This is a genomic window from Minwuia sp. (assembly GCF_048007105.1).
Classification (GTDB): domain Bacteria; phylum Pseudomonadota; class Alphaproteobacteria; order Minwuiales; family Minwuiaceae; genus Minwuia.
In genome coordinates this window covers 3,897,386-3,923,754 of sequence record NZ_CP180352.1, presented here as the reverse complement: position 1 = coordinate 3,923,754, position 26,369 = coordinate 3,897,386, and the positions used below count along the sequence as shown (strand labels likewise).

Annotated in this window: 33 protein-coding genes, 1 tRNA gene and 1 pseudogene; 25 read left to right on the top strand and 10 right to left on the bottom strand. The window is 66.0% G+C overall.

The annotated features are described in order from the left end of the window. Nucleotides 1-73: 73 nt before the first annotated feature. Nucleotides 74-1,267: an amidohydrolase family protein gene (locus ACMVY4_RS19045; RefSeq protein WP_416897538.1), complete on the top strand. Its 1,194-nt coding sequence runs from the start codon at nt 74-76 to the stop codon at nt 1,265-1,267. 9 nt (nt 1,268-1,276) lie between these two features. Here the strand turns inward: ACMVY4_RS19045 and ACMVY4_RS19040 are convergent, their stop codons facing one another. After that, nucleotides 1,277-1,627: a hypothetical protein gene (locus tag ACMVY4_RS19040; RefSeq protein ID WP_416897537.1), complete on the bottom strand. Its 351-nt coding sequence runs from the start codon at nt 1,625-1,627 to the stop codon at nt 1,277-1,279. A 93-nt stretch (nt 1,628-1,720) separates the two neighbouring features. Here ACMVY4_RS19040 and ACMVY4_RS19035 point away from each other — a divergent pair, with 93 nt between their 5' ends. The 10 genes and pseudogenes from ACMVY4_RS19035 to ACMVY4_RS18990 all read left to right on the top strand — a co-directional run bounded on the left by ACMVY4_RS19035 (nt 1,721) and on the right by ACMVY4_RS18990 (nt 8,946). Next, nucleotides 1,721-2,416, top strand: coding sequence for a glutathione binding-like protein (locus tag ACMVY4_RS19035; protein WP_416897536.1), 696 nt, complete (start codon nt 1,721-1,723; stop codon nt 2,414-2,416). Continuing rightward, a complete protein-coding gene (locus ACMVY4_RS19030) occupies nt 2,413-3,552 on the top strand; it encodes a trans-sulfuration enzyme family protein (RefSeq protein ID WP_416897535.1) in 1,140 nt (379 codons plus the stop codon). Before ACMVY4_RS19035 ends, ACMVY4_RS19030 begins: the two co-directional genes overlap by 4 nt. A 26-nt stretch (nt 3,553-3,578) precedes the next feature. Further along, nucleotides 3,579-4,196: a glutathione binding-like protein gene (locus tag ACMVY4_RS19025; protein WP_416897534.1), complete on the top strand. Its 618-nt coding sequence runs from the start codon at nt 3,579-3,581 to the stop codon at nt 4,194-4,196. Nucleotides 4,197-4,304: 108 nt separating this feature from the next. After that, entirely contained in the window at nt 4,305-5,054 is a 750-nt protein-coding gene (locus ACMVY4_RS19020; RefSeq protein ID WP_416897533.1) for a TVP38/TMEM64 family protein, read from the top strand. Continuing rightward, complete coding sequence (locus tag ACMVY4_RS19015; RefSeq protein WP_416897532.1) at nt 5,035-5,526, top strand: YbaK/EbsC family protein; 492 nt, start codon at nt 5,035-5,037, stop codon at nt 5,524-5,526. The genes ACMVY4_RS19020 and ACMVY4_RS19015 overlap by 20 nt, the downstream gene beginning before the upstream one ends. Before the next feature lie 103 nt (nt 5,527-5,629). Then, complete coding sequence (locus ACMVY4_RS19010; RefSeq protein WP_416897531.1) at nt 5,630-5,902, top strand: hypothetical protein; 273 nt, start codon at nt 5,630-5,632, stop codon at nt 5,900-5,902. A gap of 48 nt (nt 5,903-5,950) precedes the next feature. Beyond that, nucleotides 5,951-6,613 (top strand): hypothetical protein, encoded by a 663-nt coding sequence (locus ACMVY4_RS19005; RefSeq protein WP_416897530.1) that lies wholly within the window; start codon nt 5,951-5,953, stop codon nt 6,611-6,613. Continuing rightward, complete coding sequence (locus tag ACMVY4_RS19000) at nt 6,591-7,328, top strand: enoyl-CoA hydratase/isomerase family protein (protein WP_416897529.1); 738 nt, start codon at nt 6,591-6,593, stop codon at nt 7,326-7,328. Before ACMVY4_RS19005 ends, ACMVY4_RS19000 begins: the two co-directional genes overlap by 23 nt. Nucleotides 7,329-7,332: 4 nt before the next feature. Further along, nucleotides 7,333-8,369 (top strand): annotated as a pseudogene (locus ACMVY4_RS18995) (LLM class flavin-dependent oxidoreductase). Between the two features lie 19 nt (nt 8,370-8,388). Continuing rightward, nucleotides 8,389-8,946 (top strand): TMEM165/GDT1 family protein, encoded by a 558-nt coding sequence (locus ACMVY4_RS18990; protein WP_416897528.1) that lies wholly within the window; start codon nt 8,389-8,391, stop codon nt 8,944-8,946. Here ACMVY4_RS18990 and ACMVY4_RS18985 read toward each other — a convergent pair. Genes ACMVY4_RS18985 through ACMVY4_RS18970 form a run of 4 tightly spaced genes read right to left on the bottom strand, consistent with a single transcriptional unit; the run spans nt 8,943 to nt 12,752 of the window. Continuing rightward, nucleotides 8,943-9,329: an MAPEG family protein gene (locus ACMVY4_RS18985; RefSeq protein WP_416897527.1), complete on the bottom strand. Its 387-nt coding sequence runs from the start codon at nt 9,327-9,329 to the stop codon at nt 8,943-8,945. The two genes, ACMVY4_RS18990 and ACMVY4_RS18985, sit on opposite strands and share 4 nt — an antisense overlap. 55 nt (nt 9,330-9,384) lie before the next feature. Next, the gene (locus ACMVY4_RS18980) at nt 9,385-10,356 is read right to left on the bottom strand and encodes a dienelactone hydrolase family protein (protein ID WP_416897526.1); all 972 of its coding nucleotides are present in this window, start codon (nt 10,354-10,356) and stop codon (nt 9,385-9,387) included. Between the two features lie 21 nt (nt 10,357-10,377). Further along, complete coding sequence (locus ACMVY4_RS18975) at nt 10,378-11,430, bottom strand: LLM class flavin-dependent oxidoreductase (RefSeq protein ID WP_416897525.1); 1,053 nt, start codon at nt 11,428-11,430, stop codon at nt 10,378-10,380. Nucleotides 11,431-11,453: 23 nt separating this feature from the next. After that, on the bottom strand, nt 11,454-12,752 hold the full coding sequence (locus ACMVY4_RS18970) for a paraquat-inducible protein A (protein WP_416897524.1): 1,299 nt from the start codon (nt 12,750-12,752) through the stop codon (nt 11,454-11,456). 164 nt (nt 12,753-12,916) lie between these two features. On the opposite strand from ACMVY4_RS18970, the gene ACMVY4_RS18965 reads away from it, so the two are divergent. The 4 genes from ACMVY4_RS18965 to ACMVY4_RS18950 all read left to right on the top strand — a co-directional run bounded on the left by ACMVY4_RS18965 (nt 12,917) and on the right by ACMVY4_RS18950 (nt 16,106). Beyond that, the gene (locus tag ACMVY4_RS18965) at nt 12,917-13,702 is read left to right on the top strand and encodes a 3-hydroxybutyrate dehydrogenase (RefSeq protein ID WP_416897523.1); all 786 of its coding nucleotides are present in this window, start codon (nt 12,917-12,919) and stop codon (nt 13,700-13,702) included. Nucleotides 13,703-13,749: 47 nt separating this feature from the next. After that, nucleotides 13,750-14,493 carry an acetoacetate decarboxylase gene (locus ACMVY4_RS18960; RefSeq protein ID WP_416897522.1) on the top strand — a complete coding sequence of 248 codons (744 nt, stop codon included), beginning with the start codon at nt 13,750-13,752 and terminating at the stop codon, nt 14,491-14,493. 13 nt (nt 14,494-14,506) lie between these two features. Then, a complete protein-coding gene (locus ACMVY4_RS18955; protein ID WP_416897521.1) occupies nt 14,507-15,532 on the top strand; it encodes a patatin-like phospholipase family protein in 1,026 nt (341 codons plus the stop codon). An 85-nt stretch (nt 15,533-15,617) separates the two neighbouring features. After that, entirely contained in the window at nt 15,618-16,106 is a 489-nt protein-coding gene (locus tag ACMVY4_RS18950; protein WP_416897520.1) for a hypothetical protein, read from the top strand. 6 nt (nt 16,107-16,112) lie between these two features. On the opposite strand, the gene ACMVY4_RS18945 is transcribed toward ACMVY4_RS18950, so the two are convergent. From ACMVY4_RS18945 to ACMVY4_RS18935, 3 genes are all read right to left on the bottom strand, one after another. Beyond that, nucleotides 16,113-16,385 carry a hypothetical protein gene (locus ACMVY4_RS18945; RefSeq protein WP_416897519.1) on the bottom strand — a complete coding sequence of 91 codons (273 nt, stop codon included), beginning with the start codon at nt 16,383-16,385 and terminating at the stop codon, nt 16,113-16,115. Between the two features lie 92 nt (nt 16,386-16,477). Beyond that, nucleotides 16,478-16,552 (bottom strand) — tRNA-Thr (locus ACMVY4_RS18940). 35 nt (nt 16,553-16,587) lie between these two features. Continuing rightward, nucleotides 16,588-16,749, bottom strand: coding sequence for a DUF2256 domain-containing protein (locus ACMVY4_RS18935; RefSeq protein ID WP_416897518.1), 162 nt, complete (start codon nt 16,747-16,749; stop codon nt 16,588-16,590). 160 nt (nt 16,750-16,909) lie between these two features. Between ACMVY4_RS18935 and paaA the strand changes: the two genes are divergently transcribed. From paaA to ACMVY4_RS18905, 6 genes are all read left to right on the top strand, one after another. Then, nucleotides 16,910-17,884: a 1,2-phenylacetyl-CoA epoxidase subunit PaaA gene (paaA, locus tag ACMVY4_RS18930; protein WP_416897517.1), complete on the top strand. Its 975-nt coding sequence runs from the start codon at nt 16,910-16,912 to the stop codon at nt 17,882-17,884. Nucleotides 17,885-17,901: 17 nt separating this feature from the next. Continuing rightward, the gene (gene paaB / locus ACMVY4_RS18925) at nt 17,902-18,192 is read left to right on the top strand and encodes a 1,2-phenylacetyl-CoA epoxidase subunit PaaB (protein WP_416897516.1); all 291 of its coding nucleotides are present in this window, start codon (nt 17,902-17,904) and stop codon (nt 18,190-18,192) included. Continuing rightward, entirely contained in the window at nt 18,192-18,962 is a 771-nt protein-coding gene (paaC, locus tag ACMVY4_RS18920; protein WP_416897515.1) for a 1,2-phenylacetyl-CoA epoxidase subunit PaaC, read from the top strand. The genes paaB and paaC overlap by 1 nt, the downstream gene beginning before the upstream one ends. A gap of 11 nt (nt 18,963-18,973) precedes the next feature. Continuing rightward, nucleotides 18,974-19,468 carry a 1,2-phenylacetyl-CoA epoxidase subunit PaaD gene (gene paaD, locus ACMVY4_RS18915; protein ID WP_416897514.1) on the top strand — a complete coding sequence of 165 codons (495 nt, stop codon included), beginning with the start codon at nt 18,974-18,976 and terminating at the stop codon, nt 19,466-19,468. A gap of 153 nt (nt 19,469-19,621) precedes the next feature. After that, nucleotides 19,622-20,086: an FAD-binding oxidoreductase gene (locus tag ACMVY4_RS18910; protein WP_416897513.1), complete on the top strand. Its 465-nt coding sequence runs from the start codon at nt 19,622-19,624 to the stop codon at nt 20,084-20,086. Continuing rightward, nucleotides 19,969-20,700, top strand: a complete 732-nt coding sequence (locus ACMVY4_RS18905) for a 2Fe-2S iron-sulfur cluster-binding protein (RefSeq protein WP_416900353.1) — start codon at nt 19,969-19,971, stop codon at nt 20,698-20,700. The genes ACMVY4_RS18910 and ACMVY4_RS18905 overlap by 118 nt, the downstream gene beginning before the upstream one ends. On the opposite strand, the gene ACMVY4_RS18900 is transcribed toward ACMVY4_RS18905, so the two are convergent. Then, on the bottom strand, nt 20,697-21,395 hold the full coding sequence (locus ACMVY4_RS18900) for an alpha/beta fold hydrolase (RefSeq protein ID WP_416897512.1): 699 nt from the start codon (nt 21,393-21,395) through the stop codon (nt 20,697-20,699). The two genes, ACMVY4_RS18905 and ACMVY4_RS18900, sit on opposite strands and share 4 nt — an antisense overlap. 83 nt (nt 21,396-21,478) lie before the next feature. Between ACMVY4_RS18900 and ACMVY4_RS18895 the strand changes: the two genes are divergently transcribed. The 3 genes from ACMVY4_RS18895 to pncA are packed head-to-tail and all read left to right on the top strand — an operon-like array spanning nt 21,479 to nt 23,991. Then, entirely contained in the window at nt 21,479-23,104 is a 1,626-nt protein-coding gene (locus ACMVY4_RS18895; RefSeq protein WP_416900352.1) for a DEAD/DEAH box helicase, read from the top strand. Nucleotides 23,105-23,120: 16 nt separating this feature from the next. After that, the gene (locus tag ACMVY4_RS18890; protein WP_416897511.1) at nt 23,121-23,363 is read left to right on the top strand and encodes an Lrp/AsnC ligand binding domain-containing protein; all 243 of its coding nucleotides are present in this window, start codon (nt 23,121-23,123) and stop codon (nt 23,361-23,363) included. Nucleotides 23,364-23,370: 7 nt separating this feature from the next. After that, entirely contained in the window at nt 23,371-23,991 is a 621-nt protein-coding gene (gene pncA, locus ACMVY4_RS18885) for a bifunctional nicotinamidase/pyrazinamidase (protein ID WP_416897510.1), read from the top strand. Between the two features lie 5 nt (nt 23,992-23,996). On the opposite strand, the gene ACMVY4_RS18880 is transcribed toward pncA, so the two are convergent. Continuing rightward, nucleotides 23,997-25,055, bottom strand: a complete 1,059-nt coding sequence (locus ACMVY4_RS18880; protein WP_416897509.1) for a Leu/Phe/Val dehydrogenase — start codon at nt 25,053-25,055, stop codon at nt 23,997-23,999. 289 nt (nt 25,056-25,344) lie between these two features. Between ACMVY4_RS18880 and ACMVY4_RS18875 the strand changes: the two genes are divergently transcribed. After that, nucleotides 25,345-26,334, top strand: coding sequence for a DUF3179 domain-containing protein (locus tag ACMVY4_RS18875; RefSeq protein ID WP_416897508.1), 990 nt, complete (start codon nt 25,345-25,347; stop codon nt 26,332-26,334). Nucleotides 26,335-26,369 lie beyond the last annotated feature (35 nt).

Sequence of the window (26,369 nt, the reverse complement as noted above, 5' to 3'; positions counted from 1 at the left end):
GTCAGTGACACTCCGGCCGCAATCAATCCGGCTGCGCCAGGACCATGGCGGGCGGCCGCAAGGGGAGAACGACATGCCGTACGCCGAAGGCCGCATCATCCACGATGCCGACAGCCACCTGATGGAGCCGTCCGACTGTCTCGATCCCTATCTGGAAGCACGGCTCAGGGAACGGTTGCACCAGACGCGGAAGTTCATCGATCTGAAGACGCGCCAGCAGGCGGCTCTGGATGCGGCGCGGGAGAACCACGCCGATGCCGATTTCCGTGCGGCCGCGAACGAGAACGTCATGCTGCGCAAGAACTACGACGCGCATGGCTCGTTCCTGAAGGACGACCGGTCGGAGGCGCTCGACTACATGGGCTTCGCCAGCCAACTGGTCTTCACGACCTTCTGCCTCGGCAATTTCGAGCTCGATCAGAGCGATGACATGGAGCTTTGCTACGCCGCGGCCAGCGCCCACAACCGGATGATGACGGACTTCTGCGCGACCGACCGCCGGCTGCTGCCGACCGCCTACATTCCGCTGGAGGATTTCGCCCGGACCCGCGCCTGTGCCGAGGAGGCGATCCGGATCGGCGCGAAGGCCCTGATGGTGCCGTCGAAATGCCCGCAGAATCACAGCCCCAGCCATGTCGATCTCGATCCGCTCTGGGCCATGGCCCAGGAAGCCGGCCTGCCCGTCCTGTTCCATGTGGGCGGCGAGCAGAAACTCAATCCGGCCTACAAGGAAAACGGCCTGCCGCCGGTGAAGGATTTCCACGGCGGCGACGACAACTTTACCTCGGTCAGCTACATGCCGATCCCCGAGGCCGCCATGCAGACCGGCGCGACGTTGATCTTCGACGGCGTGTTCGACCGGTTTCCAAACCTGAAATGGGGCGCCATCGAACTGGGCGCGAACTGGGTGCCGGGCTGGATGCGGGCCATGGACTCGGCGGCGCACGCCTTCGTCAGGAACGAGGAACGGCTGCAGAAGCTGAGCGCGAAGCCGTCGGAAATCGTCCGCCGTCAGTTCCGCGCGGCGCCGTACCCGCACGAGGATGTCGGCTGGATCATCGCCAATGCGGGTGAGGAAGTTGCGATGTTCTCATCGGACTTCCCGCATATCGAGGGCGGCCGGAACCCGCTGAAGCGTTTCGGCAACTCGCTGCAGGACACGCCGGCCCGCGCGGTCGATCGGTTCTACTGCGACAACTTCATCGATCTGATGGGCGAGGGCCTGGCAGCGGATCTCAGGCGGCCGGCGCATCTGGCCGTCGCCTGAGGCGGTGGCTCAGCCGATGCGCTGATAGAGGCCGAGGATGTAGTTCCGGTCGTCGGGGTCGAGTTCGCCCTTCTCCAGCGCCGCCTTGTATTCGCGCAGGTCCTCGGCGGTGTCCTCGTTCAGGTCGTCGCGCTTCAGCAGCGCGTCGATGGCCTTGCGCACCGAGTCGTCATCCTCGCCCAGTTCGATGGCGGGCCCGGTCGACGGCGGCTTCAGCCCGGTCCGGATGACCTCTTCCCACTCCATGTCCGCCTTTTCCAGCATGGCGGTCGCCTCGCGCGCGGCGGCGGCCACGGCGGCATCATCCTCGCCGGTCATGCGCTCCAGGCAATCGATCAGGGCGTCGCGGTCGAGGCTCATGTTGACGGTCTCCGTTGAGGTGCGTTCACTTGGTTCCGGAGCGCGCCATATCACGAAGCGCGCGAATTGCACAGGTTTCCCGGGGAGCGCTGCATGATCGACCTCTACTACTGGCCGACGCCGAATGGCTGGAAGATCTCCATCATGCTGGAGGAATGCGGGCTGGAATACCGCATGATCCCGGTGAATATCGGCGAGGGCGCGCAGTTCGAGCCGGACTTTCTCAAGATCAGTCCCAACAACCGCATGCCGGCCATCGTCGATCACGATGGACCCGGCGGCGACTACCACCTGATGGAATCGGGCGCGATCCTGATCTTTCTCGCCGAGAAGACCGGCAGGTTCCTGCCGGCGGATCCGCGCCGATACCGCGCTATCGAATGGCTGATGTGGCAGATGGGTGGCGTGGGTCCGATGTTCGGCCAGAACGGGCACTTCAAGCTCTATGCGACCGAGGACATTCCCTACGCCAAGAAGCGGTATCTCGACGAATCCAACCGTCTCTACGGCGTGCTCGACCGGCGGCTGGCCGAGGCCGAGTACCCGGGCGGCGACGAATACACCATCGCCGACATGGCGCTGATGCCGTGGTTCATGCTGCACCGGATGCAGGGGATCGTGATGGACGATTATCCGAATGTCCGACGCTGGTACGACACGGTGAAGCAACGTCCGGCGGTGCGCCGCGGGGTCGATTTGGGCCGGGATCTGCGCCGGAAGCCCGAGGAGATGGGCGAGGAGCAGAAGCGGAACCTGTTCGGTGACAAGCAGTTCGGAAATCGCGCGTGAGCGGCGCGGACGACAGGCCGGCGACATACCTGGCGCAGGCGCTGGGTCACGTCGAACCGAAGAGCCGCGGCCTTGCCCCGGCGATCTATCCGGCGACCACCTACGAGCGCGATCCGGATCTGAGCCTGCCGGGCGGCGCCGTCTACGCCCGCGACGAGAATCCGTCGTTCCACCTGGCCGAGGAGATGCTGGCCCGTCTTGAGGGCGGGCAGCGGGCCCTGGTCTTCGCTTCCGGCATGGCGGCGGCAGCGGCCCTGTTTCAGGCGCTGAAGTCCGGCGACAGCGTGATCGCGCCGGAGGTGATGTATTTCGCGCTGAAGGTTTGGCTGAAGGATTTCGGCGAGCGCTTCGGCCTCGATATACGCTTCGTCGGCAATGATGCGGCCTCCTATGCCGCGGCGCTGAAGGAGCGTCCGGCGCGGCTGGTCTGGGTCGAGACGCCCTGCAACCCGCTCTGGCACGTCACCGACATCGCCACCGTGGCCGAGGCCTGCAAGGCGGCCGGCGCGAAGCTCGCGGTCGACAACACCGTGCCGACGCCGCTGCATACGCGGCCGCTTGATCTGGGCGCCGACTTCGTGATGCATGCGGCGACCAAGTCGCTGAACGGGCACTCCGACGTCATGGCCGGTGCGCTGGTGACCGGCGATGCGGGCGACGCGCTCTGGCAGGGCGCGGCGGCGCAGCGCCACATGTCGGGCGCGGTTCTCGGACCCTTCGAGGCCTGGCTGCTGGCGCGGGGCATGCGCACGCTGGCGATCCGTGTCGAACGGGCTTCGGCCAACGCGATGAGGATCGCGGAATGGCTGGAAGCGCGGGACGGCGTCTCGGTGCTCTATCCGGGCTTGCAATCGCATCCGGGTCACGCCGTGGCAGCGCGGCAGATGACCGGCGGCTACGGCGCGATGCTGTCGGTCCTCATAGGTGGCGGGGCGGAGCGGGCAAAGGCTGTGAAGGCAAGGCTTCGCATATTCCGTCGCGCCACCTCCCTCGGTGGCGTGGAGAGCCTGGTCGAGCACCGCCACACGGTCGAGGGCGCGGCGACGATGGCGCCGCCCGATCTGCTCCGGCTGTCGGTCGGTATCGAGGACGCGGACGATCTCATCGCCGATCTGGCGCAGGCGCTGGACGGCTGAAAAAAGACAATCTCAGGGAGCGAACGATGATCGAGCTTTACACTTGGGGAACGCCGAATGGTCGCAAGATCTCGGTCATGCTGGAGGAATGCCGCCTCGACTATCAGGTCTATCCGGTCGATATCAGCAAGGACGAGCAGTTCGACCCGGACTTTCTGAAGATCTCGCCCAACAACAAGATTCCCGCGATCATCGACAGTGACGGCCCGGAAGGGCGGCCCATCTCGGTCTTCGAGACCGGCGCGATCCTGATCTACCTCGCCCAGAAGACCGGCAAGTTCCTGCCCGCAGACCCGCGCGGCTTCACCGATACCATGCAGTGGCTGATGTGGCAGATGGGCGGCGCCGGTCCGATGATGGGGCAGGCGCATCACTTCCGCCGCTTTGCGCCGGAGAAGATCCCCTACGCCATCGACCGCTACACCAACGAGACCCGGCGGCTCTACGGCGTTGCCGACAAGCAACTGGCCAATCACGATTGGCTGGCGGCCGATCAGTACACCATCGCCGACATTGCCACCTTCCCCTGGATCGCGCGGCATGAATGGCAGGGCATGGAACTGGAGGACTTCCCGAACCTGAAGCGCTGGTACGACACCATCTGGGCGCGCGATGCCGTGAAGAAGGGTTTCGAGGTCCCCTGACGCCTCGCACTGCGTCACACGGGGTCAAGCCCGCGTGACAGGCATGGCGCTGCGCTTTCCATCGTCCCAGATCTGTCGTCTATGCTGGCAATGAACGGGCGTTGGAACATGGGTGCGATGGCGGAAGGTGCCGGAAACGGCGAACGCAGTGGAATGCCGGCCTGGGCGAAGGCGCTGCTCGCCGCCGTTCTGGTCGGCGGTCTGATCGCGGCCTATGCCGTCCTGCCTCTCAGCGACTGGATCGAGGGTTTCCGCACCTGGATCGAGGGGCTGGGTCCCATCGGCTGGGTGGTCTTCGTCTTCGCTTACGCGTTTGCAGTCACCGCGCTGGTTCCCGGCGGGCTGGTGACGCTCGCCGCGGCGGTCGCCTTCGGGCTCTGGGCCTTTCCGCTGGTGGTCATCGGCGCGACGCTGGGTGCGGGCATGTCATTTCTGGCGGGCCGCTATCTGGCGCGGGAGCGCGTCCGGCGGCTGATCGCCGACCGGCCCAAGCTGCGCGCTGTCGATCAGGCGATCAAGGAAGAAGGCTGGAAGATCGTCGGCCTGCTGCGGCTTTCGCCCGTGGTGCCTTTCAGCCTGCAGAACTGGGTGCTCGGCGCGACCGCGGCCGAGTTCGGACCTTACATGCTGGCGACCTTCTTCGGCATCATGCCGGGCACGCTGCTCTATGTCTGGATCGGATCGATCGGCGGCGCCGCGGCGGCGGGTGAGGAGGCCTCGACGCTGCAGTATGTCTTCTTCGGCATTGGCATTCTGGCGACCCTGGCGGTAACAGTCCTCGTCGGCCGCAAGGCGTCGGCCAGACTGAAGCAACACGGTGTCGAGGAGCCGGAACAGGGTGACGGAACAATTGCTTGAGCGGGAACCGGTGCGCCGGGTGCGGGCGGCGCTGAAGGCGGCCGGGTCGGCTGCCGAGGTGATCGTCCTGGCCGACACGGCGCGGACGGCCGAGGACGCCGCCCGGGCGCTGGGATGCGAACTGGGCGCGATCGTCAAATCGCTGGTCTTCCGGTCCGGCGAGCAGGCCGTGATGGCGCTGGTTGCCGGCGACAGGCAGTGCGACCTGAAGGCGCTGCGCGACGAACTCGGCCTCTCCGGCAAGCCGAAACAGGCGGAACCCGACTTCGTCCGCGAGGCCACCGGATTCACCATCGGCGGCGTCGCTCCGCTCGGCCATACCACCGAAATTCCGGTCGTCGCGGACGCATCGCTTGGCCGCTTCGAAAAGATTTTCGCCGCCGCCGGCCATCCGCACTGCGTATTTCCGACAACTCTTCAGGAACTTGCGGGCGCGGCGGGGGCGGCGGTTTCGGAAAAGATCGCGGGTTAACCCAATCCTTACCTAACGAGAACGTCCCGTTAACCTTTACGCCCCACGATTTCCCTGACGTCGGGAACCGGTCCTGCCGGGTCCCGCATTCAGGAGAAGGCAAATGGGACATTATGAACCGAAGATACTCGACACCCTGATGGCCATGGCTGACGCCGGAGATCGTGACGCGCAGTACCGCATCGGGCTGATCTACGCGACCGAATCCGGCGAGGCTGGTCTGATCCACGCCCACAAGTGGTTCAATATCGCGGCCACTGCCGGCGATGCCCGGGCCCGCGCCGAACGCCAGGAAATGGCGGAGATGATGTCTGCAGCGCAGATTGCGGAAGCCCAGAAGATGGCCCGCGCCTGGATGAGCACCCGCGCCGCCTGACCCGCATTCCGGCTTGACCTGACGCCCGGCTGCCGCCACTTCGGCGGCATGAACGATTTTGTAGACGGCTATTGCGAACGTCTCGTGCCCGGCTTCTGGGACGAGCCCCTTAACGCGGTCACGAACCTTTCCTTCATTGTGGCCGCCGTCCTGATCGCGCGGCTGGCGGGGAAAGACGGCACGCTCGCCCGCCCGTCCCTTCTCATTCCCCTTCTTCTGCTGATCGCCACGGGCATCGGCAGCTTCCTGTTCCACACGCTCGCCAACAGCTGGAGCGGCGCAGCTGACACGCTGGCCCTGGGCTTCTGCCTGCTGGCGACGATCTACTTCGCCGCCCGGCGCTTTCTCGGCATGGGATGGCTGACCGCCTTCGTCTGGCCGGCGGCAATGATCGGCGGCGCCTTCCTGTTCGGGCGCTTCGCCCCGGTGCCCGGCGCCTTCTATCTCGGCCCCTTTGCCGCCGGCATCGCGATCTCGGCCCTGCTGCTGGTGCGCGGTCATCCGGCGGGGCGCTGGATCGGGGCCGCGGTGCTGGTTTTCGTGCCGTCCTTCATCTTCCGCACGCTCGACGGGCCGCTCTGCGAAGACTGGGCCTTTGGCACGCACTTCCTTTGGCATATCCTCAATGGCGTGGTGCTGGGGCTGGCGATACGGCCCCTCGCCTGGGGAGACGAGGGAGGACGAACCGATGGCGCTGGTCGAGCGGCATGACGACAACGGGCTTTGCATACTCACACTGAACCGGCCCGAGGCGCTGAACGCGCTGTCGCCGAAGCTGGTCATGGAACTGCGCGATCATGTGGATGCGCTACATCGCCAGACCGACGAGATCGGCGTGGTCATCCTGCGTGCGGAAGGCCGGTCCTTCTGCGCCGGCAATGACCTGAAGGCGATCCAGTCCGGCGAGGAAGCGCCGACGCCGAACTACCAGTCCGACACGGTCGATCTGATCGAGCGGCTGCCGCAGCCGGTGATCGGCGCGGTGCAGGGCCACTGCTACACGGGCGGTCTGGAACTCGCGCTCTCGGTGGATCTGATTGTTGCCGGCAGTTCCGCGAAATTCGCCGACACGCACGGCAAGTGGGGCATGACCCCGCGCTGGGGCATGAGCCGCCGTCTGCCGGACCGCGTCGGCGTGCAGCGCGCCAAGGAGATGATGTATTCGGGCCGCGTCGTGGGCGCCGAGGAAGCGGTGAAGATCGGCCTCGCCGTCGAGACCGTGCCGGACGAGCAGTTGCAGGATCACGTGATCGCCATGGCGCGGACCTTTCTCGCCAATTCCTGGCACACGCTGCGCGGCGACAAGATGCTGGTCAACGAGGGCCAGAACCGCGGTCACGCCGACGCGCTGACCTTTGAACGGGCGCACAGCCCGGGACGCTCCCCCGACGTGGCGGAGCGGGTGAAGAACTTCGGCAAGGGGTGAGGCGATGGCGCTTCTGAAGGTTTCGATCAGCGTCGGCGGCTACGACCAGTCGGGCATGGGCACGGTCTCCGAATTCGTACAGGCGGCCGAGGCGATGGGCGTCCACGCGGCATGGTCGGCCGAGGCCTGGGGCCGCGACGCTGTCAGCGCGCTGGCCTATCTCGCGGCGAAGACGGAGCGGATCAAGCTGGGCACCGGCATCATGCAGATCAGCGCCCGCGTGCCGTCGATGACGGCCATGTCGGCGCTGTCGCTGAACAGTCTCTCGAACGGCCGCTTCATCCTGGGACTGGGTGTCAGCGGCCCGCAGGTGGTCGAGGGCCTGCAGGGCCAGGACTACCGCAAGCCGCTGACCCGGCTCAGGGAGACCGTCGATGTCATCCGGATGGCGTTCCGGGGCGAGAAGATCAAGTATGAGGGCGAGACCATCACGCTCCCGAGGCCCGGCGGCGAAGGCAAGGCGATCCGGCTCGACTGGCCGCCGACCGAGATTCCGATCTATCTGGCCACGCTGGGGCCGAAGTCGCTGGAATATACCGGCGAGGCGGCGGACGGCTGGCTCGGTACCTCCTTCTCGCCCGACCGGCCCGAAGCGCATCTGGACTTCATCCGCAGAGGCGCCGAGAAGGCCGGCGCAAGCTTTCGGACATTCACCTGAACGCCGCCTGTTCGGTCGGTATCGGCGACGATCCGGAAGCGCTGATCGACGCCCGGCGGCCCGGCATTGCCTTCCAGATGGGGGCGATGGGGTCCGCCGAGACCAACTTCTACAACGAGGCCTTCCAGCGCTCCGGCTTCCAGGACGAGGCGCTGGAGATCCAGCGGCTCTGGATCGCGGGCAAGCGCGACGAGGCGGCGAAGGTCGTGCCCGACGAGATGATCACGATGTTCGGCGCGGTCGGCACGCCCGAGATGGTCCGCGAACGCTTCGAGGCCTATGCGAAGGCGGGCGTCAGCGGGATCACGGTGCGTTTCGACACCTCCCTCGACGTCGACGGGCAGCTGAAGCAGCTCGAGAAGGTGATGGAGCTGGTCGACTAGTCCGGGCCGCTCCCCATCCGTGGAAGCCTTGCTCGTATCCACCGGCGTCGTCGCGCTGGCCGAGATCGGCGACAAGACGATGCTGCTGTCGCTTGTGCTCGCGGCCCGTTTCCGTGCGCCTGTTCCACTGATCGCGGGCATTCTGGCGGCGACGTTGCTGAACCACGGTCTCGCCGCCCTTCTTGGCCAGTCGGTGGCCGGTCAGCTGGGCGACGAAATCCTCCGCTGGCTGCTCGGCCTTTCGTTTCTCGCCATGGCCGCCTGGCTCCTGTTCCCGGACAGTGCGCCGGAAGAGGAAAGGCGGTTCCGAGGGGCCGGACCCTTCGTCGTTGCCTTGATCGCCTTCTTCATCGCCGAGATGGGCGACAAGACACAGGTGGCCACCATTGCGCTGGCCGCCCGCTACGAGTCGGTTCTGCTGGTGACTGCTGGCACGACGATCGGGATGCTCCTGGTCAATGTGCCGGCCGTGCTGGCCGGTGGTGCGCTGGCCGGCTGGACTTCCGGGCCGTATTTCCGCTACCTCGCGGCGGCGGTCGTTGCAGCGCTCGGGATTGCGACGCTCGTCTTCGGCTAGACCGCGAACGCCGCGACGCACCAGATGCTCAGAATGCCGATGGTGCTCAGGGTCAGGACCATGCCCCCGACGCGTCCCGCCACGCTGCCTTTCGGCTGCGACAGCGCCCAGCCATGCATCACCCGGCCGAGCACCAGGGCGATCCCGAGGACGTGGATGGCCCAGACCGGCTGACCGTTCATTTCCAGCAGGCCGAGCAGGATCAGGCCGATGGGCGCGTATTCGACGAGGTTGCCCTGCGCACGGATGCGGCGGGCCATGTCGGGATTGCCGCCATCGCCCAGGCTGGGGCCGTCCGGCCCGCGGCGCAGCGCGATGACGCGGACGGAGAGAACGAGCAGCAACAGGCCGATCAGGCCGGCATAGAGCATGGTGACGGGCATGAGCGGCTCCGGGCGGGGAAGGAATGCCTTGGATACGCCGGCACGCCTCGGCGGATCACACCATCACGCGTTGCCAGAACTCGCTGATGTCTTCCTTGAAGAGGGTGGCGCTCTCGGCGGTGCCGCCGATCTTCGCGCCCTTTCTGCCGAACCCGGCCTTGATCCCGTAGATCATCAGGTCGCGGTCGACCAGCCGCATGTCCGGGGCATCCGACAGCGGGTGCAGGAAAGCGCCGTCGTCTGCGATGTAGGCGGTCGGGGCCGCCGGCGAGACAGAGGCCTCCGGGATGTTCACCACCGGCGCGCCCCTGTCGAAGCTGTGGTGCACGCCGCCGAGCAGCCTGAAGGACGAAACGCCGCCGGCGAGGCGGATCGCCTGCATGTGCCCCTGTGCCTGCATCGGCGAGCACCATTCATCGGCGTCGCCCATGATCGTGCGGACAATGGTGCTGCCGACGCCCGGCGACAGGAACTGGTGGCCGCTCCAGGGGTAGGCCGCATAGACCGCGCAGAGACCTTCGCCGGGGCCGAGAACCGCATTCGCGAACACCCTTGTCGCTGCGGTCAGAACCGCGGTGCCGCCGCGGCTGTGGCCTTGCGCGCCGATCCGGTCGGCGTCGATCTCCGGCAAATCCCGCAGCACCCGGACCGCGGCGAGCACATCGAGGGCGGATGCGGCAAAGGAGAACTGGGTCTGGTTGGCGACCGTCGAGGTCACGGCGCGGGCGCCGAAGCTGTCGAGGACGAAGGCCGCGAAACCGAGATCGGTGAGCGTCTCGGCGTGGCCGACATGGGAGTCCGCGACGCCCAGGCTGCCTGGCGTGACGATGACACAGGGCAGCGTCCCGCTCGCACCCGTCGGTACGAACAGCTTGCCGTCCACCGTCACTGTCGGTGCGGCTTCCGGTTCGGCGATGGCTTGATGGTAGTTCCGAGGATTGGCCGAGGTGATGTCGAGGTTCCGCCCGGCCGCCCCGTTGGCGAAGGTGACGTCCCGGTCGCGGAACCTGTCATTGCTCGTGTTCACGGCATCCTCCCTATCGCGCGTTCACGCCAGGCGCGGCATGACCTCTTTCGCCATCCGTTCAAGGCTCCGGACGGCGCGGTCGAGCGGCAGTCCGGGCGGCTTCGGCTGCCAGATCAGATGCTGCAGTCCGAAGCGCTGCTGCCATTGATTGATCCCGTCGGCAACCTGCTCCGGCGCGCCGACGAACCAGCGCGCGGACATGAACTCGCGTGACAGATAATAGGGGTCGTCGAGCGTCAGCGGAATGCGCTCCCCGGTTTCGGGATCCTTGCGGGTCAGTCCGGTCCGCGACGGCGCGTATTGCTGGCGGTAGACGAGATCCAGCGCGTCCGAATGCGCCTCGACGGCTTCCTCGAAACTGTCGCCGATCATGATCTCGCGCATCAGCGCGTGGGGCAGCAGTCCGGCGCCTTCGGCCTCGGAAGTCGCGTCGTAATCCGCGAACTGGCGGGCGGCGTGTTCCAGTTCGATCAGCGGCGCGATCAGCAGACCGGCGCGGTGACGGATCGCCCGCGCCCGCGAGACCGGGGCGGCGGCGCCGAGCCAGAGCGGGGGCTTGCCCGGCCTGACGGGCGCCGGCCGCAGAAGCCCGCCCTCGACCTTGTGGATGTCCCCGTCATAGTCGAAGCGTTCACCCGTCCAGGCGAGGTTGAGAATGTCGAGAGTCTCGTCGAAGGAACGGGTCCGGCGCTTGTAGTTCCACCCATAGGCCGCGAACTCCTCTGGCCGGTAGCCCTGACCCAGCCCGATCTGCGCGCGGCCGCCGGACAGGTTGTCGAGAACGGCGAGGTCTTCGGCCAGCCGAAGCGGATGCCCGTAGAGCGGTGCGATGGCGATGCCCTGGGAGATCAGGCAGTTCGGAGCGGCGTGCGACAGCGCAGCCCCGGCGACGACGGGCGAGGGGCAGTAGCCGTCTTCCTCGCCGTGATGCTCGCTGACCCAGATGCTGCGGATGCCGAGACGGTCGGCCTCGGCCGCGAGTTCCAGAGCCTCGGCGTAGACGCGGTCCCAGGTCTCGCCCAGCGCGGCATGGCGCTGGAAACTGATGGTGATGCCGATTTCCGGTTTCGTCATGGCAGTCCTCCCCGTCGGAAAGGCTAGCCCGTGGTTGCCGCCGCGCGCCAGCGTTGCACCCATGCAGCCATCAGGATGCCGTAGAGCGCAAACAGCAGGAAGGCCCAGAAGCCCGGCTCCAGCGAGGTGCCGTTGGTGGTCAGGACCGAGACCGCGCCGCCGTCCTGCTGCAACCCGCCGAGCTGATCGTTCACCAGGCCGCGCATGCCGAGATAGGCCATGAACATGGCGACCACGAAGACGTCGGCCATGGCCCACTTGCTGGAGTGATAGGCGAAGAACCGCATCACCGGGCCGGGCTGGCCGTCCGGCCGCCGCCAGGTCAGGGCCAGGCTGGCGATGATCTTGGCCAGCGGAAAGCCGACGCTGAACAGCGCGATCAGTCCGGCGACAAGGATCATGTCCGGTTCGGCCGTGCGGGCCAGTACTTCCACCACATCCAGGGTCGACTTGGACTGGAAATAGACGACCTGGTTCTCGAAGCGGATGCTGTCGCCGAGCAGGTCGAACTGCAGTTCGGTGATGCGGGCGTCGATCTGGATCATGGGCGCGAAAAGGCCGGCGCCGAGCAGTCCGGCTGCGGCGGTGGCGAGCATCAGCCCGGAGATGCGCGGGTTGGCCCCGTTGCGCCGGCGGGTCAGCAGCAGAAGCAGGATCGCCAGGGCTGTCATCGCTGCGAGCCAGATAAGGGCGCGCTGTTTCAACGGTTCGGCCACTTCCGCGATGGCCGCCTCGCAGGCGGCCGGATAGCCGCAGTCGTGCCGGATCTGGATGGCGGTGAGGGCGGCGCGGTCGGCAGGCGGCAGGTTCTCGGCGGCAAGTTCCGTCAGCGCGCCGTGCATCAGCAGCACGAGTTCCTTCTTCGTCTCCGGCTTCTGCAACTCGTCGATGAGCGCATCCGCCAGTTCCGGCGCCTTTTCCTTCAGGCCGGTGGCGCGAACCATCAGTTCCAGCGCCTTGTTGGTCGTGTCGCCGAACAGCCGCTCGACCGCGTTGCCACCGCTGTTCTCCAGATTCACCAGAATCGACGGCAGTTCCGTGATCAGCCGTTCGATAACCCGGGTCAGCAAGGCCTTCAGATGCGGACGGCTTTCCGGCGTGATCTCGAAGCGTTCGATCCGCTCGGCCAGGATCGGCGAAAGCCTGGCAACCCACTCGTCGGCGTCCAGCGCGCCGTAGCGGATGTTGTGCAACTCGGCGCGTTCGGTCTCCAGGCGGCTGACCCCGCGCGCGTCGACGGCCAGCAGGGCAGCGAAGGCGAGTATGCCCAGACAGGCCGCGGCGGACAGGATCAGGCTGAGGCTTCCGGGGCGCTGGCTCATGCGCTCATGAGATAGGCCTGATGCTCCGAAAACGCCAGCGGAAGCAAATACTGCATTGCAAAATCAGATTTTGCGGTGCAGCATTTGATTGAAATATAGCCGGATTGCCCATCTGCATAATTCTTATGCAGATGGGCATCCTGCAGGCATTGTGGGGGACACAAATGGCCAAACCTCAGAACGTCATCGTTACAGGATCCACCAGCGGCATCGGCCAGGGCATGGCGCACGAGTTCGCCAAGGCCGGCGCGAAGGTCATGCTGAACGGCCGCAAGCTGAACGACGCTGCGCAGGCCGTGCTGACCGAGTTCCAGGACGCATATGGCAAGGACATGGTCAGCTTCGCGTCCTGCGACGTGGCCGTGCCCGAGCAGGTCGAGGCGATGGTCGAACAGACGGTCGCGGAGTTCGGCTCGGTGGATGTGCTGGTCCAGAACGCCGGCATTCAGCACACCTCGAAGGTGCACGACTTCCCGCTGGACAAGTGGGACCAGATCATCGCCGTCGACCTGTCGTCGGTCTTCTACGGCATCCGCGCGGCGCTGCCGAAGATGCTGGCCCAGGATTTCGGCCGCATCATCAACGTCGCCTCGGTGCACGGCCTGATCGCATCCAAGGAGAAGGCGGCCTATGTCGCGGCGAAGCACGGCGTCGTCGGTCTGACCAAGGTGACGGCGCTGGAGACGGCGACCACGAACGTGACCTGCAACGCGATCTGCCCCGGCTGGGTGCTGACCCCGCTGGTGGAGAAGCAGATCCACGCCCGCGCCGAAGCGAACGGCACGACCTTCGAGCAGGAAAAGCTGGCGCTGGTGGCCGAGAAGCAGCCGTCGCAGGAGTTCGCGACCCCGTCCCAGATGGGCGCCCTTGCGGTGTTCCTGGCGTCCGAGGCGGCGGCGCAGATTACCGGGCAGTCCATGCCCGTCGATGGCGGCTGGACCGCTCAATAAGAATCCGGAGGGGAGGAGCCACAGAAGCTCAACCATAGGATCCCGCCATGGATGCCAGTGCCGTCCTGAACGCCTCTTCGATGCCGCTGATGAACCCCAGCTATCCGAAGGGGCCGTACCGGTTCATCGACCGGGAGTACTTCATCGTCGTCTACGAGTTGGATCCGGAGGCCATCCGCGCGGTGGTGCCGGAACCGCTGGAGCCCAACGGTTCCAACCGCGTCTTTTACGAATGGATCAACATGCCCGACTCGTCGGGCTTCGGCTCCTACCAGGAATCCGGCACGGTCATTCCCTGCACCTACAAGGGCGAACACATCAACTACACGGCGATGATGTTCCTCAACGACGAACCGCCGATCTCGGCCGGGCGCGAGATCTGGGGCTTTCCCAAGCGCTGGGGCGTGCCGAAACTGTCGGTCAAGGTCGACACGCTGACGGGAACGCTGGACTATTCCGGCGAACGCGTGGCGATGGGCACCATGGTCTACAAGGAAGACGGCAATTTCGGCGATCCGCAGAAGCGCGCGGAATCGCTGGCCGCGACCCAGTGCAACCTGAAGCTCATCCCCGACGTGGACGGCAAGCCGAAGGTCGCACAGCTGGTCGCCTACAACCTCACCGACATCACGGTGAAGGGCTACTGGAACGGCCCGGCGCGGCTGCATCTGGTTCCGCATGTCAACGCGCCGGTGGCCGACCTCCCGGTCCGCAAGATCGTCGGCGGCCGCCACTTCATCGCAGACCTGACGCTGCCCTATGGCCGCGTGCTGCACGATTATCTGAGCTGACCCCCGGAGTATCATGACAACACGCAACGGCAAGCCGCTGATCAACATTGCGCTACAGGGCGGCGGCGCCCACGGCGCATTCACATGGGGGGTCCTGGACCGCTTCTTCGAACGCGATCTCATCGAGGTCGAGGGCATCGTCGGAACCAGCGCCGGGGCGATGAACGCCGCGGCGCTGGCCTACGGCCTTGCCAAGGGCGGCCCGGAGGGCGCACGCGAGGTGATGCGGCAATTCTGGTCGGCGATCTCGGAGGCGGCGCGCACCAGCCCGCTGCAGCCGAGCCCGATCGACAAGCTGTTCTCGCCGGGCAACATGGACTTCTCGCCGCTCTGGGCGACCTACGACGCGATCTCCAAGATATTCTCGCCCTACCAGCTCAACCCGATGAACCTCAATCCGTTGCAGGACGTGGTGGAATCCGTGGTCGATTTCGAGGCGATCCGGAAGTCCAAGGACGTGAAGCTGTTCATCTGCGCCACCGACTGCATGAACGGCCGCATTCATGTCTTCAAGGGCGAAGAGATCTCCTGCCGCGCCGTGATGGCCTCGGCCTGCCTGCCCTTCCTGTTCCAGGCGGTCGAGATCGACGGGCACTACTACTGGGACGGCGGCTACATGGGCAATCCGCCGATCTACCCGCTGATCTACGGCACGAAGACCAGCGATGTCCTGCTCTGTCAGATCAACCCGGTGGTGATCGAGAAGCTGCCGACGACGGCGCAGGAGATCATCGACCGCATCAACACGCTCTCCTTCAACTCCTCGCTGATGCGGGAGATGCGGATCATCGAATTCGTCACCTCGCTGATCGATGACGGCCATCTCGACCAGGAGCACTACAAGCGCCTGCTGATCCACGTCGTCGAGGCCGAGGCCGAGATGCGCGAACTCGGCGTCTCGTCCAAGCTCAACGCTTCCTGGGACTTCCTGATGTACCTTTTCGAACTCGGCGTGCAGAAGGCCGACGAGTGGATCGAGGCGCATTTCGAGAAGATCGGCAAGCAGTGCTCGGTCGACATCAAGGCCAAGTATCTCTGACGCCCGGTCTATGACCGGCATCAACGGCCACCGGTTCCCGATGCGGTAACATCGCACCCGTCTGATCACGGCGAACAGGTGCGTCATGCGAATTTGCACGACACTGCGCGCGGGCCTGCTGGCCACGGGCCTCACGGCCCTCGGTCTGACCAGCGCCTGCGAGAGCGACCGGGAGCCTGTCGCCCGCATCTCCATCACCGACGTTCAGGTGCGTCGCTCGGCGACGGTTGCGGGCACGGCGCTGCCGGCTGGACTTCGCGACAGCATGATGGCCATCGTTCCGGGCTGCGCCGGCAAGGGTATTCCTCACCTGGCCATGGTCGAGGTCCTGGCCGTGCGACGTGACCGCAATGACGGCGTGCTGCGGCAACAGGGCGTGACGCTGGTGGCGGAAGTCAGCTTCATATCGCGCGTTTCCGACGACCGCTCGGCACCCTACCGCGTCAGCGTCTCGACCGCCGGGACCGGCCTTGCCGGCGCCCCTGCGGGCAACCCTGACAGCGTGTTGCCCAACCTCTTCGCTGCCGCCGTCTGCCGGGATGTCTTCGGTGTGGAGCTGGATCTGGGGCGGTAGCAGGTCTCAGCGCTGAACTGCAGGCTCGGCCGCCGATCGTCCGTGCCGGGCAAGGAGGGCTCTGCCCGCGTCGGTCGCTTCGATCCAGACGCCTTCGCCCTCGACACGGCGTCGGGTGACGAGATCGCGCTCCATGCTTTCTTCCCACACGGTCAGGCGCGGGCAGTTGGTGCGCCAGATCCCGATCACGTCGCCATAAAGGCGCGGCGCGCGCGCCACCCACTCGACGAAATCGAGAATGAGCGGTGTCAGATCGCTGCCTTCGTCCGGTGGGGACATCGCGTCGACGCTCCAGTCGCCGGGAAAGCCATTATCCGCGCCCGAGGGCCAAGCCGCAAACGGGATGAATTCGACGATGTCAGGAGGTCGGATGGTGCCGCCGGAGTGATTTGAACACTCGACCTCTCCCTTACCAAGGGAGTGCTCTACCCCTGAGCTACGGCGGCGGTGCGCGCCCAACTACCCCAAGGCGGGGGGGCGGTCAACTGCTGATCGGGGCCTTCGGGCCGCGCCGACAGCGTTCCGAGCAGTAGCGCACGTTCTCCCAGTCCCGGGCCCACTTCTTCCGCCATGTGAAAGGACGCCCGCAGGCGGCGCAGACCTTCTCCGGCAGGTGGGGCTTCGTGTGGCCGCCGCGCTTCATGGCCCAGCTACGTCCCTGAACCGCATCACGGATTAATGTGATACAGAATTATTGTAGAATCCGGAAAATCGTGTATCATATTGTCGAGAGATGACGCTGGGGCAGTCCCGGACTCCGTCCGTGCCCCGAACCAGACGTCGCCCGACATGGGGAGGACCGGATGAACGACCAGATCCGAGCGGTGGACCAGGACGATCCAGAGCTGGAGGCAGCCTTCCAGGCGGCCGTCGACGACGAGCGCAAGATCGAGCCGCGCGACTGGATGCCCGAGCGGTTCCGCAAGTTCATGGTCCGCCAGATTTCCCAGCACGCGCATTCCGAATATGTCGGCATGCTGCCGGAGGGGAACTGGATCACGCGCGCCCCGACGCTCCGCCGCAAGGCCGCGCTGCTGGCCAAGATCCAGGACGAGGCCGGCCACGCCGCCTATCTCTACAGCGCCGCCGAGACCCTCGGCTTCAGCCGCCAGCAGATGCTGGAGGACCTGCATTCGGGCAAGGCGAAGTATTCGTCGATCTTCAACTATCCGGCGCTGACCTGGGCCGATATCGGCGCCATCGGCTGGCTGGTCGATGGTGCGGCCATCGTCAATCAGGTCGCGCTCTGCCGCACCTCCTACGGCCCCTACGCCCGCGCCATGGTCCGCATCTGCAAGGAAGAGAGCTTCCACCAGCGTCAGGGCTTCGAGATCATGACCACGCTGGCGCATGGCGCGCCGGAGCAGAAGGCGATGGCGCAGGATGCGCTGGACCGCTGGTGGTGGCCGGTGCTGATGATGTTCGGGCCGCACGACGCCGACTCGCCGAACTCCGCGATCTCCTTCGGATGGAAGGTGAAGCGCCAGTCCAATGACGAGCTGCGCCAGAAGTTCGTCGACATGACCGTGCCGCAGGCGGAGTTCCTGGGCCTGACCCTGCCCGACGCCGATCTGAAGTGGAACGAGGAGCGCGGTCACTACGATTTCGGCGCCATCGACTGGGACGAGTTCTGGCAGGTCGTGAAGGGCAACGGGCTCTGCAACCGTGATCGCCTGCGCAACCGCCGCGAGGCGCACGAGAACGGCGCCTGGGTGCGTGAGGCCGCGCTGGCCCATGCCGAGAAGAAGCGCGCCCGCGCCGCGAAGTCCGCAGCCTGACCGGGGAGGAAACCAGGATGACCGCACGCCGCGAATGGCCCCTCTGGGAAGTCTTCATCCGCAGCCGCGACGGGCTGAACCACAAGCACGCCGGCAGCCTGCACGCGCCTGACGCCGAGATGGCGATCCAGAACGCGCGCGACCTCTATACCCGCCGCTCAGAGGGCGTCTCGATCTGGGTGGTGAAGTCGGAAGACATCGTCGCCTCCGAGCCGTCGGCCAAGGGCGAGCTGTTCGATCCGGCCGGCGACAAGGTCTACCGCCATCCGACCTTCTATTCCGTGCCCGACGGCGTGGAGAACCTTTGATGGCCGCGCCGACGCATGAAGAGGCGCTGTTCCGCTACCTCCTCCGGCTGGCCGACACGGCGCACATCCTCAGCCACCGGCTGGGCGAATGGTGCGGCCATGGTCCCATCATCGAGGAAGACATCGCGCTGACCAACGTCGCGCTGGACCTGATCGGCCAGGCGCGGCTGTTCTACCAGTACGCCGCTGAGGTCGAGGGCAAGGGCCGCAGCGAGGACGATCTCGCCTTCCTGCGCGCCGAGCGGGACATGAACAATCTGCTGCTGGTCGAGCAGCCGAATGGCGACTATGCCGTCACCATCGCCCGGCAGTTCCTGTTCGACGCCTTCAACCTGCGCCTGATGCAGGCACTGGTGAACTCGACAGACACCCGCATCGCCGAGATCGCCGCCAAGGCGGTGAAGGAAGTCGCCTATCACCGCCGTCATTCGGCCAGCTGGGTGGTTCGTCTCGGCGACGGCACCGATGAAAGCCATGACCGCATCGCGAAGGCCTTCGCCGAGCTCTACGGCTTCACCGGCGAGTTCTTCGAGATGGACGGGATCGACCGGCAAATGGCCGAGGCCGGTGTCGGCCCGGATCTGGGCTCGCTGCGCGAGGACTGGGAGGCCGATATCCGCGGCGTGCTCGCCGAAGCCACCCTGGACTGGCCGGATCAGGGCTGGACGGTCATCGGCGGCCGCCACGAGGGCAAGCATACCGAGCATCTCGGCTATCTGCTGTCCGAGATGAGCTTCATGCAGCGGACCTATCCGGGAATGACCTGGTAGGCGGGCGCGACATGCAGGCCGTATCCGAAGAGGACGTCTGGGCGATGCTCGCCGAGGTGCCGGATCCCGAGATCCCGAATCTCAGCCTGCTGGATCTCGGCGTCATCCGCGGCGTCGAGGTGACGGGCGGGGGCGCGGCGACGGTGCGCATGTCGCCGACCTATACCGGCTGTCCGGCAACCGACATGATGAAGCTGCTGATCCACGAGAGACTGGTCGAGGGCGGGTGCACGGCGGTGAATGTGGATCTGGTGCTGTCGCCCGCATGGTCGACGGACGAGATCACGCCCGAGGGTCACGCCAAGCTGAGGGAGGCGGGTATCGCCCCGCCCGTGGGCCGCGCAACCGACAAGCGTCACTTGCTCGGCGAGGAGCCGCAGGTCGACTGCCCGCATTGCGGCGCGGCCGACACCGAACTCAAGAGCCTGTTCGGCTCCACGGCCTGCAAGGCGCTCTACCAGTGCCGCACCTGCCTGGAGCCGTTCGACTATTTCAAGTGCCACTGAACCTGACCGGGCCGGAAGGCGCAAGCCAGCCTGTCATGCCCGCCTTGTGCGGGCATCCGGTCGAACCTGAAGATTTGCGGCGGAGCCGCTCCGGACCCCCGCACAAGGCGGGGGTGACAGTCTTGACCCCGTTTCCAGGCGGAGGATAACCGCATGTCCCTGTTCAACACGCTCACCGTTGCCGACGTCCGCCGGGAGACCGCGGACAGCGTCTCCATCGCCTTCGACGTGCCGGAGGCGCTGAAGGGCGACTTCGCCTTCACGGCCGGGCAGTATCTGACGCTCAAGGCCGATGTCGGCGGGCGCGAGGTGCGGCGGTCCTATTCGATCTGCTCCGGCCCCACCGACGGCGAACTCCGCGTCGCCATCCGCAAGGTCGAGGGCGGTCTGTTTTCCACGTTCGCCAATGACGATATCGGCCCCGGCGACCCCATCGACGTGATGAAGCCGGACGGCCGCTTCGTGCTGAAACCGGATGCGGCGCGCGAGGCCCATTACGTCTGCATCGCGCCGGCTCCGGCATCACCCCGATCCTGTCCATCGTCCGCGCGGCGCTGCTCTGCGAACCGAAATCCTCGGTCACGGTCGTCTATGGCAACCGGGCCACGGTCTCCGTGATCTTCCGCGAGGAACTGGAGGACCTGAAGAACCGTTTCCCCTCGCGCCTCTCGATCATGCACGTCCTCAGCCGTGAACTGCAGGACGCGCCGCTGCTGAACGGCCGCATCGACCGGGAGAAGCTGGACACCATGCTGGAGCGCGTGATCGACGTGGACGGCGCCGAGGCGTTCTATCTCTGCGGCCCGCAGGAGATGATCGAGGCTGCACAGGCTGCGCTGGCCGCAAAAGGCGTGGAGCGCGAACGCATCCGCTTCGAACTGTTCACGCCGGCCGAGGACGGCAACCCGAAGCCGAAGAAAGTCGCCGCGCCCGGCGAAAGCCTGCCGGTCCGCCATGTCGGCGTCATCGTCGACGGTCACCGCATGGACTTCGACATGGTCGATGACGGCACCGCCATTCTGGATGCCGCGCTGGCCAATCAGGCGGACCTGCCCTTCGCCTGCAAGGGCGGCATGTGCTGCACCTGCCGCGCGAAGCTGGTCGAAGGCGAGGTCGAGATGGACAAGACCTACGGCATCGACCCCGAAGAGATCGAGGCCGGCTACGTCCTGTCCTGCCAGGCCGTGCCGCTGACCGACAGGGTCGTGCTGGACTTCGACGACCGCGGCTAGGCGGCCAGCCATGCCCTGAGTTCGGTGTTCACCTCGTCCGGCCGCTCCATCGGAGACAGGTGGCCGCAATCCTCGATGATGACCATTCGCGAGCCGGGAATGAGCCCGTGCATCTCCTCATGCATGTGGATCGGCGTGCGCGTGTCCTGACGGCCACAGAGGACCAGCGTCGGCACGTCGATGGTCCGGCAGGTCGGTCGAGAATCCACACGGCCCATGATCGCCTTGGTCTGATTGACGAACCCGTTCTTGCCGGTTTCGGTCGCCATGCCGGTGATGGCGTCGATCAGCGCGGTCTCATCTGCCCGGTCCGGATGCACGAAGCTGGGCGCCAGCTTGCGGTGGATGCCGGTGAAGCGGCCCCTTTCGATCAGCTTGAGCTGTTCCAGGCGTTCCTTCGTGGTTTCCGGCGGATCGAGGGTCGCACGGGTATCCAGCAGGGCAATGCGGCTTACCCGCTCCGGCGCCTGACGCCAGATCTCGAAGACGATGTAGCCGCCCATCGAAAGCCCCGCCAGCGCGAACCGGTCCGGCGCTTCCGACAGCACCCGCCGGGCGATCTCCTCGATCGAGGCGTCGAGCTGATGCCGCGCCACGGTCATCTCCGCGATGTCGTCCAGGCCCTCGATCTGGTCGCGCCAGAGACGCGCCGTGCAGAGCAGGCCGGGCACCAACAGGAGGTTCTGCTTCCGCATGCGTCCTTCCGCCCTTGAATCCTTGATTGACAAGGGATAGCGGCTCTACTACGTCCTCCGCAATACGGTTCGGGACTGACAGAATCGACGGCGCTCGAGGCAAGTATTCGAAGCGCACCCCCGAAGGAGAATTCGGTATCAGCACTGCAAAGACGTTCAGGGACCTGGGGCTCAGCGATGAGGTATGCCGCGCCGTCGAAGAGGCCGGCTACAAGACCGCCACTCCGATTCAGGAGAAATCGATCCCCCATGTCCTGATGGGCAAGGACATTCTCGGTACCGCGCAGACCGGCACCGGCAAGACGGCGGCCTTCCTGCTGCCCATGATCGACGTCATGGCGCAGGGCGTGTCCAAGCCGCGCATGCCGCGGGCGCTGGTGCTGGAGCCGACGCGCGAACTGGCCGCCCAGGTCGCCGACAGCTTCGACATGTACGCGAAGAACAGCAAGATGACCCGGGCGCTGGTCATCGGTGGTCTGGGCGCGAAGGAGCAGGAAGCCGATCTGGACGGCATCTGCGACATCATCATCGCGACGCCGGGCCGGTTGCAGGACATGTTCGACCGCGGCCTGATCATGCTGCGCGGCATCCAGTTCTTCGTCATCGACGAAGCGGACCGGATGATGGACATGGGCTTCATCCCGGATGTCGAGCGCATCGTCTCGCTGCTGCCGAAGCAGCGCCAGACGCTGTTCTTCTCGGCCACCATGCCGAAGCCGATCCGCAAGCTGGCCGACAAGTTCCTGACCGAACCGCGTGAGGTCGAGGTGGCCCCGCCGGCCTCGCCCGCCGAGACGGTTGAGCAGCGGCGTCTGTTCGTGCGCGGCGACGCGCCGGCCAAGCGCGCGGCGCTGCGCAAGCTGATCGATGCCGAGAACGTCCGCAACGCGCTGATCTTCTGCAACCGCAAGTCGGACGTGAAGCTCCTGCTGAAGTCGATGCAGTCGCACGGCTACGACGCGGTCGCCCTGCATGGCGACATGGACCAGGTCGACCGCATGGCGACGCTGGAGAAGTTCAAGACGAACCAGGCCCGATACATGGTCTGTTCGGACGTGGCGGCCCGGGGACTGGATATCCAGGGCCTCAGCCATGTCTTCAATTTCGACGTGCCCTTCAATGCCGACGACTACGTGCACCGCATCGGCCGCACCGGCCGCGCCGGTCAGCGCGGCAAGGCCTTCATGCTGGTGACGGCCAAGGAGCAGAAGGCGCTCGACGCCATCCATACGCTGATCCGCAAGGAAATCCCCGAAGTCGACGGGATGGGCGCCGATCTGAGCGCCGATGCGCCCGCCGAAGCGGATAACAAGGACGACGCTGCGCCGGCCGACGAGAAGGACGAGACCGCCGCCGAGGACAAGCCGAAGCCCCGCCGCCGCAGCCGCCGGGCGAAGTCCGACGAGGAACCGCAGGAGAACAAGGCGGCGTCGAAGTCGGCGAAGTCCGACGACGAATCGAAGGGCAGCAAGGGCGGATCGAAATCGAAGCCGGCCAAGGCCGACGACGAGGCGAAGGAGAGCGAGGAAGCACCCGCCAGCGGGTCCAGCGGCACCCGCTCCCTGCCGAACGGCGATGGCGACCGTCGCGAGACCAGGGCGCCCGCGCCGCGCAAGAGCGGTTCCAGGGGCGACGGCAACACGCCCCAGGGCATGGGCGACCACATGCCGGCCTTCATGAAGCGGCCGCTGCGCGAAAAGCAGGCCTGAGGCGCGAGGGGCGGCAATGCAGACGATCTTCATCTGGGTGAAGTGCGAACTCGGCAAGTCCTACGACGTCGCCGCCGATGCGGTGGAAACGGTCGAGCAGGTCTCCGAGGTGCATTCGGTCTCCGGCGAATGGGATCTGCTGATGAAGTGCTACCTGGCCGACGATCAGGACATCGGACACTTCGTCTGCGAGTCGCTGCAGAAGCTGCCCGGCATCAAGGACACCTTCACGACGATCACGTTCAAGGCCTTCGCCTGATCCCGCAATGACTGCCGATCCGACACGCGATCTGCTGCTGCTGATCGACATCCAGAACGATTTCTGCCCGGGCGGTGCGCTGGCCGTCGCCGATGGCGACAAGGTCGTGCCGGTCGCGAATGCGTTGATCGAGCGGTTCCGCCATGTCGCGCTGACCCAGGACTGGCATCCGGCGGGCCACGCCTCCTTCGCCTCATCGCATGCCGACGCCGAACCTTTCGGCCAGATGCAGGCCGCCTACGGCCCTCAGACGCTGTGGCCGGACCATTGCGTGCAGGGCACCGACGGCGCGGCGTTTCATCCGGTTCTGAACCTGACGCCCGCCGAGCTGATCGTGCGCAAGGGCTTCCGGCCTGAACTGGACAGCTATTCGGCCTTCTTCGAGAACGACCAGAAGACGCCGACCGGTCTCGGTGGCTGGGCGCAGGAGCGCGGCTTCGGCCATATCGTGATGTGCGGACTGGCGACCGATTTCTGCGTCGCCTGGTCGGCGCTGGATGCGCGCCAGCTCGGCTTCGACGTGACGGTCGTGCTGGAAGGCTGCCGGGCGATCGATCTGGATGGCTCGCTCGACGCCGCCATCGACGACATGCACGACGCCGGCATCGAACTGATCCAGAACCTCTAGGCTTGTCAGGCTGCTAGAAGACGGGCCTTCTTGCGGGCCTCGGCGATGACCTCCTGCGCCATGCGGTCGGCCATCCGGTGTGGCGCGACGCCTTCCTCTGCAGACCGGGCGAACAGGCCGGCCAGCGTCTTGCCGATGGTCTCGACATGGGCGAATGCCTCGGCCTGATCGTAGCCTTTGCCTTCATGGGCGATGTTGATGATGCCGCCGGCATTGATCACGTAGTCCGGCGCATAGAGCACGCCGCGTTCGGCCAGCACGTCGCCGTGGCGGTCCTCGGCCAGCTGGTTGTTGGCCGATCCGGCGACGATCTTCGCCTTCAGCTTCGGCAGGGTGCGGTCATTGATCACGGCACCCAGGGCGCAGGGCGCGAACACGTCGGCGCTGGCGGCGTGAATGCTGTCGACGCCGACGGCTGTGGCGCCGAATTCGCGGACAGCGCGGCTCGTGATCTCGTCACGGATGTCGGAGACGACCAGCTCCGCGCCCGCCGAATGCAGGCGCTGGCAGAGGTCCCAGCCCACGTGGCCGAGGCCCTGGACCGCGACGCGGACGCCGGTCAGATCGCCGGAGCCGGTGCTGTGCTTCAGGGCGGCCTTGATGCCGACAAAGGTGCCCAATGCGGTGGCCGGGGAGGGATCGCCGGACTGGCCGGCAAGGCCGGCGACGTGGCGGGTGGTCTCGCGGACATGCGCCATGTCGGCCGGCGAGGTGCCGACATCCTCGGCGATGATGTAGCTGCCGCCCAGACCCTCGACGAAGCGGCCCATGGCGCGGAAGAGGTCGGGCGAGCCGATCCTGCGCGGATCGCCGATGATGACCGACTTGCCGCCGCCGCGGCCGGTGCCGGCCAGCGCGGCCTTGTAGGTCATGCCGCGGGAGAGGCGCAGCGCGTCGGTCAGCGCCTCGTCCTCGGTCTCGTAAGCCCAGAAGCGGCAGCCGCCCAGACCGGCGCCCAGCGTCGTGTCATGAACCGCGATGATCGCGTTCAGGCCCGTTTCCGCGTCCCGGCAGAACACTACTTCCTCATGGTCGTCGAAATGTACGGAGCTGAAGACGGACATCGCCGTGCGTCCTTCTGTTGCAATGAAGACCTTCAATTCACCACAACACGGTTAATTTTCAACCAACCGTCGCGTAAGCGATGAAAATAGACCGATCCTGCGGTTTCTGTTCGATGTGTGAGGGCCTCAGTGTCGGCGTGAATAACTGACGCGAAAGATTGTTGCGTGTCTGTTGCGGTGCAATAGGCGCCTGTGCGGCGCGGAATCTGTCGTTTTCGTCACGGCCTTGTGTGTCGCCCGGCTGACCACCCGCGGATAGTCCTTCCTGTATCCGACTCTGGAGACGCCCATGATCCGCCTTGCCGCACTCATCGCCCTGCTGCTTGCCGCCATTCCGTCCTGGGCGCAGACGGACGAGCAGTACATCAGATACTGGAAGTCCGAGTTTCCGATGACCGACTTCTCGAAGCGCTCGGTTGATTTCGGCGAGATCCTGAGCGGTGGGCCGCCCCGTGACGGCATCCCGCCGATCGACGAACCGGCCTTCGTGCCGGTCGCCGAGGCCGAAGGGCTGTCGGACCGCGATCCGGTGATCGGTTTGGTGATCGACGGCGAGGCGAAGGCCTACCCTTTGTCGGTGCTGATGTGGCACGAGATCGCCAATGACGACCTGGCCGGCGTGCCGGTGGCGGTCACGTTCTGCCCGCTCTGCAACGCCGCGATCGTCTTCGACCGGCGGCTGGACGGACGGGTGCTGGATTTCGGCACCACGGGCCGGCTCCGCCACTCGGATCTGGTCATGTACGACCGGCAGACCGAGAGCTGGTGGCAGCAATTCCTTGGCGAGGCGATCATTGGCGAACTCACAGGTAAACGCCTGAAGATCATTCCCTCGCGGCTGGAGTCCTTCGGGAACTTCCGCAAACGGGCGCCCGATGGCGAGGTGATGGTGCCGAGCGGGCGCTACGTCCGGAACTATGGCCAGAACCCCTATGTCGGCTATGACACGCTCGCTCAGCCTTTCCTGTTCAGGGGCGATCTGCCCGAGGGGCTTCCACCGATGATGCGGGTCGTCTCGCTCGGTGCCGAAGGGGCCTGGAGTCTGCCGCTCGTCCGCCAGAAGGGCGAGATCGAGTTGCCGGACGGCCGCCTCATCCGCTGGACACCGGGGCAGGTCTCCGCGCTGGACGAGAATGTCATCTCCGAAAGCCGCGACGTCGGCAATGTCACGGTGACGCGAATACAGGACGGCCAGGAGATCGACGTCGCCCACGGCATCGATTTCGCCTTCGCCTATCACGCCTTCTACCCGGACGCGCCCATCCACCACGTCGAGTAGAGGCGTTGCGGCGCATTTCGTGACGGCGGAATTTG